This is a genomic window from Clostridium algoriphilum, assembly GCF_020443705.1.
Classification (GTDB): domain Bacteria; phylum Bacillota; class Clostridia; order Clostridiales; family Clostridiaceae; genus Clostridium_AD; species Clostridium_AD algoriphilum.
The window spans coordinates 51,605-64,756 of the sequence record NZ_JAIZZK010000012.1; the positions used below are offsets into that span (position 1 = coordinate 51,605).

The following is a 13,152-nucleotide window of genomic DNA, read 5'->3' on the forward strand; positions in this document are numbered from 1 at the left end:
AATATATGTATTCTATACAATATATTGGTTTTTGTCAATGTATTAATCGTAATACATTGACAAATAATTTTAATAAGGTAGTTTATTTCAATTTTAAGACTTTGGTTCACTATATTGTCTTGGTTTACTATGTTGGAGTATACTATGGTGCCTACCATATACAAAGTATATTGCTAGTCCAATTGCTAACCAAATTATAAATCTAATCCATGTTTCTAAAGGCAATGCTGACATTAAATAAAAACAAGCAAGTATAGTAAGAATAGGTATAAGTGGTACCCAAGGACATCTAAACTTTCTCTCAGCATTTGGCATAGTTTTTCTGAGTACTATAACACCAATTGAGACTAAGACGAAGGCAAATAATGTACCTATATTACATAGTTTTATTATCTCCTGTAATGGTAAAAGTCCTGACATAATCGCAGCTATACAACCTGTGATTATTGTACAAAGTGTAGGTGTTTTGTGAACTGGGTGCACCTTTGAAAACGCCTTTGGAAGTAGTCCATCTCTTGACATTACCATAAATACTCTTATCTGTCCATAAAGCATTACAAGCAGTGTTGAAATCATTCCTATGACTGCACCGGTTCCAACCAAGGCTGCACCCCAGTTAATACCAAAACGAGTCAATGCATCTGGAATAGCGTTATTCTGACTAATTTCTTTAAATGGAACCATACCCGTTATAACAACTGCAACTGCAACGTAAAGTACAATTACAACTCCTAGGCATATAGCTAGTCCCCTTGGTACATCTCTCTTTGGATTTATAGTTTCCTCTGCCGCTGTTGAAACTGCATCAAACCCAATATAAGCAAAGAACATAATTGAAGCACCTGCCATGACACCTGTCCATCCGAAAGGAGCAAATGGCTTATAGTGAGCTACACTAATATGAAATACGCCAAGTACTATGAATAAAATAATTACGCCAATTTTAATTAAAACTATGACGTTATTTAATTTTGCACTTTCTTTTATACCTATATATAATATGTAAGTTACAAGTGCAACTATAAGAACGGCCGGTAAATCAATAATGCCACCTGATGCTGGCCCTGTCGTTATTGCTGCAGGCAAATTAAGCCCAGCAGATTTTAACAGCCCTACAAATGTTCCTGACCACCCTGATGCAACTGCAGCTGAGGATACTAAATATTCAAGCATTAGATCCCATCCTATAATCCAGGCTATTATTTCACCAAAAGCAATATAGGAGTATGTATATGTACTACCTGCAACTGGGAACATTGTGGCAAGTTCCGCATAAGTAAGAGCACAAAGTCCGCTTGTTATTGCGGCTACAATAAATGATAAAACTACTGCCGGGCCTGCCATATGAGCACCAACACCTGTTGAAACAAAGATTCCTGTACCAAGTACTGCACCTATTCCAAGTGCTGCAAGGTCAAATGCTGTAAGATTCTTTTTTAAATCAGTTTTTTTGGCGGCATGAAGCTCCATTTTTAGTGATTTTTTCTTCCACATTCTCTTCCAAATATTCTTCAATTTGTTTTTCTCCTCGCGTAAATTAATCTTTAGATTAAATTTTTTTATTTATTTTTATTTACATCTGAAAATTCCACCCGTATATTTTCAGCACTGCTTCTCACATTGCTTTTATATAGCATATTTTCCTGAAGTACCTTTACTGAAGGAATCCTTACTGTGAACTTACTTCCTTTTCCATATTCACTTTCAGCAAATATACTACCCCCTTGTAACTCTACGATAGATTTGACTAAACTTAAGCCTATACCCATACCTTCTGCATTTCTTGATAATGATTCGTCAACCTGCTTAAATCTATCGAAAATCATTTCCAAGTGGTCCGCTTTAATACCGATACCATTATCTTTGACTGATATTTCAACAAATTCATCCTTGTCTTTAAGTTCTACAAATATTTCGTCACCATTATTTGAAAATTTAATTGCATTTGATAAAAGATTCAATACTATTCTCTCTATCTTCTCTGGGTCACAAGCAATATTTTTTTCTTCTATATCTGTATCAAAAATAATATTTAGGCCTTTGGTTTCAGTTAAGCTAGTTACAGACATCACTACTTCTTCGACAATTGATACTATATTGTTATTTGATAAATTAAGTTGAAATAATCCTGCCTTAATTTTTGATGAATCTACTATATTGTTTATAAGTTTAGACAACCTATAAGAATTTATTTTCATTGAGTCAATATATTTAATAATAGTTTCACGTCGATCATCTAATGAACCATTATAGCAATACATTTGAAATAATTGTACAGCTGAACAAATTACATTTAATGGTGTTTTAAGTTCATGTGAAACATTTGCAATAAACTCTTCTTGGGAAATTAATGTTTTTTGTAATTCTTTGTTGATTTCATCCTTTTTTTCAATTTCTTCAATTTCTTCATATATGCGAGTATAAATATACCTGCTAATTATAAAATTACATAAAATAAGTATAACTCCTAAAAAAATAAATAAATGCTGTTGAATTATTTGAATATCCGCAACTTCGTTACTTACCTGTAAATCAATATTATTTAATAGCATATAAACACTAAATAATATTATAACTGCTGATAAAACAACGATTGGCAGATTTACTAATACCATAGTTCGGTGACTTATACTCTTCCCCATAATAATCTATACCTTCTTCTCAAAAAATTACTACCAAATATAATTGAAAATTAGTTATTTAAGCAAACCATTGAAAATTTACTCATATTTCTGTAGCAATCTAAGCACTTCAACAGATGCATTAAATCTTCTCTGAACATCATCACAGTCCATAGCATTTTTTATATTTTCTATAGCCTTTGGCAACATTTTTTTCAAATTTTCCTGTAAATTAATATTCTCACTGGCAGGTTCAGTTTCAAACAAAAATGACTTAAATTCATCTATACCATGTCTTAAATGTGCAACATAATTTTGTGCACCTAAGGATTTTCGAACAGCATCTGGCAAACTAGTCCTGCTAATAGGCTTCTCCTTATTAATAAATTCAACTTTCCTTTGATGAGGATAACCATCTTCTACCTTTGTTGCATCATAATAGTATGGACCTGTAACTTTCGCTATGTATATTTTATCTCCATAGGGTATGATACATAGATCGTCAACCTGAATATTATTTACAAAATGGTTTATAACACCAAGCGTTACATTTGAGCAAGAATAGTTATTTCTAGAAAGCTCTGTAAAGATTTCGCTTTTTGGCATGCTTGTTAAGTCAAGTAATTTGCCCCACCCTATTGCAATTATGTCGTTTTCTAAATACTCTTTTAACCGATTAGTGTTATCAGGATTAGTTCGTACTAACCATAAATTATTAAAATCTAACATTATAACCCCCATAATATTTAGTTGTATAAAGATGCTGTAGTTCTATATTTTATTAATATACTAATATTATACAACTAAATAGACTAAAAGTCAACTAATAGTCAACTAATAGTCAACTAAAATTGACTAAATCGACTCAATAGTTAATTTTAGTTAAATTTTAGTTGGTAAAACTTCTGTATAGTTAAAAGTATTTAATGCGTAAAAAAAACAGGAGCTAGAACTCCTGGTTTTTTTATTTACGTGAAACTAATTTTATATAGATATTAAAAGATTTAACTATTAAACTTGGATCAAAATCATTTATTTTACTAAGGAACCTATCTTTTTTAATAATCCTATTAAAATACCGATTTTTTCTATAGTCATTAAAATTGACCCTCATGTAATCTCTAATTTCATATAAACGATCAATTTGAGGTATATCATAATTAGCTAAACATATCTTTATTGTATTAATGTAGTACAGCTCTGAGAATCTAAATTCAACCTCTTCTTTAAACTCTTCATACAACCCATCTTTTTTAAATCCTTCTAATAAAATAATTGAAGTTCTTAACCTGTCAAAATGATGGGGTGAATTTTTCGTTGTTGTGGTTGATACAAGATTTTTAAAATAATAGTATAAAGGCTCGTTAACCTTCTCAAGTTTCTTTGCGTGTACAAGAAGTAGTGGAACTACAGGATTATCTTCATAAGATAATTTTTCTGGAAACCTTATATTATTATCTATAAATAATGACGTTTTAAATATCTTAGTCCACATTCTCCCACTATGAAGTATTAAACCTTTCTTTTGCATACTAGTTAATTCACCTAGTTGATCAGGCATATTACTTGTAACAGTAGTTAATACATTATTGCCGTCTGAGACATGATAGTCACTATCTACAACATCGCTCTTGGTAACACTAGCTTTAGAGTATAGCTTTTCGTACATTTCTAGATGTACCCAATCATCCGAATCAACAAATCCTATGTATTCACCTTTTGCTATATCAATTCCTAAATTTCTTGCTCCACCTTGCTTTAGATTTATAGGTGAATCTATTACTTTTATTGTATTATATTTATTTTCATATTCTCTCATTACTTTAAGACTATTATCAGTTGATGCATCATTAATTATAATAATTTCAATATCTTTTAAACTTTGATTAACTAAAGAATCTAGACATCTATTTAAATATTTTTCTACATTATAAACAGGAACAATAACACTTACTTTTGGCATATAAAAAGCCTCCCTTACATGCATTATTATATCATACAAAAGGGAGGCTTTTTAAATTATAATGATATATTATTTAGTACAAGCAACTTCATCATATAGGCCACTAAAGTTATCATTGCTTTTTAAAGTTTGAAGATATTCCATGAATGGAACTTTTAACTCATCTCTTTTCAAAGCGAATTCAACTGTTGCCTGTAAAAATCCTAATTTATCACCTACATCATATCTACGGCCTTCAAATATATATGCGTACATATCTTGTCTTGCTATTAATGTCTTAAGAGCATCAGTTAATTGAATTTCGCCGCCTTTGCCAGGTTTTGTATTATCCAATATATCAAATATCTCAGGGGTTATTATATATCTACCAAGTATAGCTACATTTGATGGTGCTATATCTACTCCAGGTTTTTCAACAAGATTATTTACTTTATAAACCCTATCACTAATTTGAACTCCATCAACTATGCCATATTTATCAACATTTTCCTTTGCTACTTCTTGAACTCCTAAGATTGTTGTATTCTTTTCTTCAAAACAATCCATAAGTTGCTTTAAACATGGAGTTTTAGCATCAACTATATCATCACCTAGCATAACAGCAAAAGGTTCATTACCTACAAAAGCCCTAGCACAATTAATAGCATGTCCAAGTCCTTTAGGTTCCTTTTGTCTTATAAAGTATATATTTACCATGTTTGATATATCTCTAACCTGTTTAAGTAGATTATCCTTATGTTTATTTTCAAGCTCTAGTTCAAGTTCTAATGATTTATCAAAGTGATCTTCAATAGATTTTTTATTTCTCCCTGTAATTATTAATATTTCCTCTATACCAGCCGCAATAGCTTCCTCGATAATATATTGCATTGTAGGCTTATCAACTATAGGTAACATTTCTTTAGGTAGTGCCTTTGTTGCAGGTAAAAAACGTGTTCCAAGTCCTGCTGCTGGTATAATTGCTTTCTTAACTTTCATAATTAAAAATCTCCTCTTATGTTATATGTCTTTTTACTCTCAGTATATTACGTACTTTCCTATAAATTCTATTATAACATTAAATTCCAACAAAATTAGTAAATGTTTGTAAAAATATTGTAAAAATATCTACTTTCTCATTTTAAGGAGTACTTTACCATTCTTTTTCTGCACATAATAAAGCGTATCATGTTTTATAGATTTAATTCCACCTTCAAATATTTTTCCATAAGTTTTATTAAAGACATCATTTGTTCTAAATATATACACATAAGTGTATTGGCTTCTTAGTTGCTCCTCCCATCCCTTTAAATCAACATCTTTAGTCCAAATATCGCCCTTATAATAAGGTTTCCCAATACTTGATGTGGATGGGGCGTTAGTTCTTATAGGGGTTATAAGATATCTACTCACCCAATAATTATATCCGTTGTTTGCTACAGAAATAATATACATCTTATCTGTTTTAAGCTTCAGAGGCCGCTTTATCTTTGTTATAGGCACAAATTTTTGACGCATCTTAACTGTATTTTTACTATTGCTTGGTGCGAATAAAGTAATATCTGCAATTGGGGTTATTTTTATAATTAACAATAATGATAATAATATGCCCATAGAACATGATATTTTAAATTTTGCATCTCTCGTTCCTTCTTTTAGACATATAACTACAACGAAGAATATTAAGGCTCCTAGAAGGTAAGTGCTCATATACCTTGAATAAGATGCTAAATGTGTAGCTTCTTCTACTGAAAAAGTAAACACATATAATATTAATAGAGATGCACTGTAAATAATTGCTCCTATAAGTATAGTTACAGTTACTACTTTATATCTATTTTTTTCCCCATCAATACAAACAAATTTAATTAGTATAATAGAGATTGTCAGTAACAACGCTATCCACCCAATATACGATAATCGAATTATAGAGTTAGTTAAAATCTGATCAGATAGAAAATAAAAAAAGTTTTTTATTGTTTCTATTTGATAGTCTGGAGCATTTGCCGTAAATAATCTTTTTATGCTTTGAAATCCAATTACACTTGTATTCCAAGATGAATCTGTTTTTGTAACTTTAAGATAATTAGACCAGGACAATTTTGAAATCAGTGTAAATATTATAGGACATATTACTATAACTGTTCTTATAATTATATGGATTATTTTATCAGACTTAATGTATAACATTAATTCCTTTCTTTGTATGAGTAATATATCTATAGAAATTATTACAATAGCTATAATTGCTAAACCAAAGCCTGAGGCTTTCGTAATTGTTATCGTAAATAATGCTAAACTTATATAAATAAATTTAAAAGCACTCATTTTATTGACATAATAATTAATGAGAATACCTGCAAACATAACTCCAAGTATTGCGTCTACTAATATATTGGTATAAAAATCCTGAAAAAACGCCAAAGGCAAAACTAATACCAATATAAGTCTAATAACTATTATACCAGGGTTTTTCCATCGTACATTCCTAAAAATAGGTAACATTAGTGAAAAATATAATATGTTCATAGCTCTATATAAGTTACCCTCGGCATAACCTTTAGATACTTTTATCCAAAAGTATTCAAATAATGCAGTTGCAGGTGGATACCCCTTAAATACAGTAGTTGATGCTGGGTGATTACTTAGAGCATCAAATATCTGCATATTTTTAACTACAAGACCCCAATGTGTAAATTCATCCCAAGATATAAGCATTCTTCCTCTTTGTGCCCACCATGCTACTACAAAAAATAGAATAAACATTACAAATCCAGGTGTTAAGATATTTCTTATAAATCTTTTCATATTAATACAAATGTATAAGCAACATAAAAAGGCACTAATTATCCCAATTGCAATTACAATGTCTACGCCCCTTTTTAATTCGCCCGATATTCCATAAAAATATAAGATAAAAATTATAAAAAAGATCCATAATGACAAAGTTTCTTCAAATTTTCTGTTAAATATCATGGATAATATCGCAGCGCCAGAGCATAACACTGCAAACATGAATATCAAATACATATATTTATAACTCCTTCCAAATTAAACATATTATAAACTTTCTAAATCATATTTTTTACTGAAAACCCATTCCTTTTGAACTTTGAAACTCATAACAGACAAAACACCATCTATTATAACTTTTATAAAAATTTGAGATCCCTTGAAAACAAACCAAGTAGCAGATACACTTAGTCCAGACATTAACATAAGTACTGAGCATAATACATAATATCTATATATCGCTAATCTATCCGGAGTTTTGTGATTAAATACTGCATTTTTGTTTGCATTATAATTAAATAATGATGATATAATTCGAGCAACAATAGTTGATATTATAATAAAATATTCCGGTGTAAATCTATAAAATAATTTTGTAAACATTGAAAATAAAAAGATATCCAATATAAAAGATAAAAAGGATGATGACATAAATTTAAGAAAAACCCCATAAATCTTCATTGAATCTATAAGTGGATTAAAATGAGATGACTTATTTTCTTCTATATAAATAGTATCAATGAAAACTTCATCAATCTCAATATCTTGATTTCTGCATTCGAGTAACATATTAGTTTCATATTCAAATCTATCTCCATGAACACTCATTAATTTATATGCAAAATTATAGGAAATAGCTCTTAACCCAGTTTGGGTATCACTTATTTTTAAACCAGTAAGGAAACCAAACAATTTTCTTGTTAATATATTCCCAAATCTACTCCTGAAAGGAATGTTTGATTCTGAAAAGTTCCTAGAACCTAATATAAGCTTATGAGGATTTTCTATTAACCTTTGTGAAACTTTTATGATATCAGAAATATTATGTTGACCGTCAGCATCAGCTGTTACTATACCAATGCATCCACTACAATTGTTTAAAAAATAATTAAACCCAGATTTAAGTGCTACCCCTTTTCCCATATTTACAGCATGAACCAATACATGACATTGCTTCTTTAGCTTAAGATGGTTAAAAATCGATCTACATTCCTCACTACTGCCATCATCTACTACGCTAATATTTTGAAAACCTGCTTTTATAAGATCCTCTACTAAGACTGTCAATTTTTTATCTGGATTAAAAGCTGGTATCAGAACTGAAATATTGTTGAATACATCTACTTTGTCCTCATTCATGTCACATTCTCCTTATATATCTTTTGTATTATATAACTAAAACTTTGTACCCGCCAAAAAGACCGAAATACATTTCACTGCAATTCGGTAGTCATCTTATTATTAATTTAGGTGATTTATTATAGCTTGTACTCATTAGTACATTACTATTATTACTATTATTACTATTATTACTATTATTACTATTGTTACTATTGTTACCATAATTCATATTATACCATTAAATTTTAACAATTTTCTAATCATAGCAAAATATTGTGAAACAAACACCCTAAAAAATTTAGACGAAATAAATCCCTACACCTTTGATGTAGGGATTTATATATATATATAATTTAAAGACCACTGCTCGATAATATACTTTTTATTGAAAACTTTATATCGCGGTAATATAACACTCCCGTTAATATAATCATTAATAAGCTATAGTAGGCAATATTTAAGTTAAAGAGACCAATAGCTATACTTATAATCGTATATATTACAAATTTTAGATATATTTTGAGCACATTTTTTATGTATCCTTTGTCTATATCCAATATCCACATATATATTATATACTGAATTATAGAGTACACAACGTTTGTGATTAGCGTTGCCAGGCAAACTCCTATTATACCAAAACCAAGTTTTATGAAAATCAGGTTAAATGCAACTGCAAGTATTACGGTTGCTCCCTGAAGGTAAACTAGGTACATTTGTTTTTTATTAGATACAATAAAAACATTTGCAAAATAAGCTATTTGTGTTGCAACAACCCCAAATACTAAGATTCTATATATGTTGATACTTACAAGATATTTTGGGACTACAATAAGAACGAATGGCTCTATTAATATTGCCCCAACCAAACATAAAACAACGCCAAAAGCTTCTATAAACTTAGTATAATTTAATGTTTTCTTTACTATGTCTGCTTTCTTATAATTATTCTCAATATTTAAAGTCTTTATGGCTTTGGGATAGTATAAAAATAATACTGAGGTAATAAACACCAACGTACCATTAACAATCTGATTTGAAAATGTAAAATATCCTAGATCTGTATATCCTAAAAATTTAATAATTACTACTCTATCTACTGTTGTTAATATATAAAACCCTAAATTATAGATTAGTAGTGGAATTCCAACTATTATTAAGTTCTTAAAGATTTCTGGATTAATCTTTAAATGTATTCTTTTGCTACTAAAATATCCAAAGAAAAAAACTATAAAATCCGCAACAGCCATTGCAAATAGGACTGAATATATTTTAAAGCTTTTTATAAAAATAACAATCAAAACAAAAGCTAACACATTATTTATAAGTTCTATATAATTTATCTTTCTAAACTTGTTAATTAATCTGAAATAATTAATATAAAACATTCTAAACTGCTCGAGTACTCCTATTATAAATACTAATAGTATATAAGTTCCTAATGGATCACGATATACAAATTTGCAGCCAATACCGACGAGTATTAATAATACAGATAATATTAAGAGTGAAGTAAACGAGGTACTAATAACTTCTTTTGCTCTCTTTTGATCATCCCTGCTCTCGTATATTACATACTCTCGATTCATAGAATATAATATTCCTAAACTTGAATATGATATATAAGTTAATACTAGGAGCAAGTTTCCAAGGACTCCTAGAAGTTCCGGTCCAAGGACTCTAGCACTAATAATACCCTTCAAGAATACAATTATTAATGCGATGTATTTAATAGAAGAATATTTTAACAGCATAGATATTTTTTCGTTTTTGAGAATCTGCTTTAATTTCATATTATATAGCCCCCCAACCTTAACTTTTCATAATACTATTAAAACAATTTCTGGATCTCTATACATAACTTTTGGACACCATCTTTATTAATTTGTTTTATGGCGCTATTACTCATGTTATTTCTTAAATCAAACCCACTAATCCTATCAATGGCTTCTAAAACTTCACTTCTTTTTACCTTATCAAACCATCCTAGATTTATCATATAGCCGTTTTTGTGCATTTCTTTTGCGACGTCAACTTGATTATCTGCAAGTATAACCCCGAGTGTTGGTACCCCTAAGGCTCCTAGTTCATATAAAGTACTACCAGCAGCTGTTATTGCGATATCGCATATTTTCATCATCTCAACCATATTAACATTGAAATATAATTTGATGTTATCTTTATTTTTTATTTCTTCTTTTATCTCATCAACTTTTGAGAATGAGGGACCAATAACTACATGAAAATTATAATCTAAATCTTTTATGTATTTTAATAACTTAAATGTAAAATTAGCAGGGTCTGCTCCTCCCATAGTAATTAGTATATCTTTAACATCAGTTTTTATTTTATTAGGTTCACACTCTCTAAACTCATCTCTTAACATAACATAATCAGTTCCTAGAAGGAGTGCTGTATCTTTGTTACATTTATATTTATAATTAAGCGCAGTAACATTCTGGTTAACCACAAAATCAACATTATAAAAGAATGCATTAATGTCATCTATATATCCCGTTTTACTAAACATATCTTTAGTTTCATCAAAATAATCTTCATCAACATCGTAACTGTCAGTAATTAAGCAATCTGCATTGATATTCGCTAATTCATCTATTACATTATCCTCATTGATTAAAATTACTTCAAACCCTTCTTTTCTTACCTTGTTTATTCCATTTATATATTTTTCTGTTAAAGGCTTGTCTTTCCTGCACACATAAAAAACAGTATTAGCCTTAGCTAATTCTCTAGCTAAGACTAATGTTCTCATTATATGTCCCATTCCTATAACAGACCCACCATCAGCACGTATAGCAATTTTCATATTTTATTCCTCACTATTTTATGAATTCCCATTTAAGTGGTGTTCCTTTTTTCATGTCCATTGTTGCTGTTTTTCCAAGTACTTCACTTAAATATTTAGGGTGCAGACCATATCCTGGTCTAATAGATCGTACATTTTTTTCTGTAAAAGCTTCTCCACTCATTACATCATTAACAATAAACAAAGACCTTGAAAATTCTCTGCTCTTCATTGATTTAGCGCTAAGCTCATAAGTAACTTTACCTAATGCTTTTTCAGTGTTTCGAATAGCTTGAATCATAGCTTTTAACTCTTGTGGTTCTAGTGAAAAATCTGAATCCACTCCACCATCACTTCTTTTTAAAGTTACATGTTTCTCAATAACTTTTGCTCCAAGCGCAACAGCTGCTACTGGTATTTCTATACCTAAGCTATGGTCAGATAGACCTGTAACTACATTAAAAGTTTCAGACATATTTTTCATAGTATTTAGGTTTATTTCTTCATATGGTGCAGGATAAGCACTTGTGCATTTAAGAAGAATAACATCTTCATTACCAACTTTTTTGCATGCATTAACAGCTAGTTCTATATCCTTTAATGTTGAAATACCTGTTGACATAATAACTGGTTTGCCTTTTGATGCTATGTATTCAATTAAAGGTATATCTGTTATTTCAAAAGATGCTACCTTATAAGCTTCTACATTCATATCCTCTAAAAAATCTACTGCTGTTTTGTCAAATGGTGATGAAAACAATGTTATTCCCAAATCATCTGCGATTTTCTTGAGTTTTGGTTGCCAATCCCAAGGAGTATATGCTTCCTTGTATAAATCATATAAAACTCTACCGTCCCATAAAGTACCTTGATTTATTTGAAAGTACTTATTATCACAATCTATAGTTATAGTATCAGCAGTATATGTTTGAAGTTTTATTGCATCTGCTCCTGCTTCTTTACATACTTTTATAAGTTCAACTGCACGATCAAAACTACCATTATGGTTACCAGACATCTCTGCAATTACATAACAAGGACTATTTTCTGAAATAATAGTTCCATTTATCTTTATTTCTTTCATTCTTATTCTCCTTACTCAATTATAATTTTTTCATATTTAAAGTTTTCACGAGAAGTGTCCCATTTTTGTTTAAGTATTCCCATTGTGACTACGTTATATTTTTGTTCACCTTTTATTATATGTTCTCTTAGTAATCCTTCAGTTTCTGTTCCAAATTTTTCGTGCATTTTAACTACTCTGCCATTTGTCTCGAAAACTTCACAACATAACTTATTAAACTTTAATGTTTCAAAAACATAATCATAGATATTACACTCAAGTGTTACAGCGATACCTTTTCCACGAAAACTTGTATCTCCAATATAATAAGCCCATGAACATCTTTTATTCTTTTTATCTATATCACAAATGTTCATAACTCCTATAGCAACATTATCATATTCAATTATCCAATATAGAACTTCGGCGCTTTTATTAATATCTTTAAGCCATAATTTTTGTCCTTCTATTGTTAGGGTTGGATCAGTATACATATAACTTGTAACTTCAGGACTCATTCTCCATTTCATTATAAGTTGTAGATCATCTTCTTTAATTTTTCTTAATTTTAGTGACATACTCTTAC

Annotated in this window: 11 protein-coding genes; all 11 read right to left on the reverse strand. The window is 29.6% G+C overall.

Annotation, left to right across the window (positions count from 1 at the left end):
- Positions 1–93: 93 nt before the first annotated feature.
- The 11 genes from LGK95_RS10585 to pseH all read right to left on the reverse strand — a co-directional run bounded on the left by LGK95_RS10585 (position 94) and on the right by pseH (position 13,144).
- Positions 94–1,494, reverse strand: coding sequence for an amino acid permease (locus LGK95_RS10585; RefSeq protein WP_226124798.1), 1,401 nt, complete (start codon positions 1,492–1,494; stop codon positions 94–96).
- 65 nt (positions 1,495–1,559) lie between these two features.
- Positions 1,560–2,642, reverse strand: a complete 1,083-nt coding sequence (locus LGK95_RS10590; RefSeq protein WP_226124755.1) for a sensor histidine kinase — start codon at positions 2,640–2,642, stop codon at positions 1,560–1,562.
- 78 nt (positions 2,643–2,720) lie between these two features.
- Positions 2,721–3,350 carry a hypothetical protein gene (locus LGK95_RS10595; protein ID WP_226124756.1) on the reverse strand — a complete coding sequence of 210 codons (630 nt, stop codon included), beginning with the start codon at positions 3,348–3,350 and terminating at the stop codon, positions 2,721–2,723.
- 235 nt (positions 3,351–3,585) lie between these two features.
- Positions 3,586–4,584 carry a glycosyltransferase family 2 protein gene (locus tag LGK95_RS10600; RefSeq protein ID WP_226124757.1) on the reverse strand — a complete coding sequence of 333 codons (999 nt, stop codon included), beginning with the start codon at positions 4,582–4,584 and terminating at the stop codon, positions 3,586–3,588.
- A 69-nt stretch (positions 4,585–4,653) separates the two neighbouring features.
- Positions 4,654–5,562, reverse strand: a complete 909-nt coding sequence (gene galU, locus LGK95_RS10605) for a UTP--glucose-1-phosphate uridylyltransferase GalU (protein WP_226124758.1) — start codon at positions 5,560–5,562, stop codon at positions 4,654–4,656.
- Positions 5,563–5,691: 129 nt separating this feature from the next.
- On the reverse strand, positions 5,692–7,371 hold the full coding sequence (locus LGK95_RS10610) for a hypothetical protein (RefSeq protein WP_226124759.1): 1,680 nt from the start codon (positions 7,369–7,371) through the stop codon (positions 5,692–5,694).
- A 252-nt stretch (positions 7,372–7,623) separates the two neighbouring features.
- The gene (locus tag LGK95_RS10615) at positions 7,624–8,715 is read right to left on the reverse strand and encodes a glycosyltransferase (protein ID WP_226124760.1); all 1,092 of its coding nucleotides are present in this window, start codon (positions 8,713–8,715) and stop codon (positions 7,624–7,626) included.
- 335 nt (positions 8,716–9,050) lie between these two features.
- Positions 9,051–10,490, reverse strand: coding sequence for a lipopolysaccharide biosynthesis protein (locus LGK95_RS10620; protein ID WP_226124761.1), 1,440 nt, complete (start codon positions 10,488–10,490; stop codon positions 9,051–9,053).
- 38 nt (positions 10,491–10,528) lie between these two features.
- Positions 10,529–11,524: a UDP-2,4-diacetamido-2,4,6-trideoxy-beta-L-altropyranose hydrolase gene (gene pseG, locus LGK95_RS10625; protein ID WP_226124762.1), complete on the reverse strand. Its 996-nt coding sequence runs from the start codon at positions 11,522–11,524 to the stop codon at positions 10,529–10,531.
- A gap of 13 nt (positions 11,525–11,537) precedes the next feature.
- Positions 11,538–12,587 carry a pseudaminic acid synthase gene (pseI, locus tag LGK95_RS10630; protein ID WP_226124763.1) on the reverse strand — a complete coding sequence of 350 codons (1,050 nt, stop codon included), beginning with the start codon at positions 12,585–12,587 and terminating at the stop codon, positions 11,538–11,540.
- Between the two features lie 11 nt (positions 12,588–12,598).
- Positions 12,599–13,144, reverse strand: a complete 546-nt coding sequence (gene pseH / locus LGK95_RS10635) for a UDP-4-amino-4,6-dideoxy-N-acetyl-beta-L-altrosamine N-acetyltransferase (RefSeq protein ID WP_226124764.1) — start codon at positions 13,142–13,144, stop codon at positions 12,599–12,601.
- Positions 13,145–13,152 lie beyond the last annotated feature (8 nt).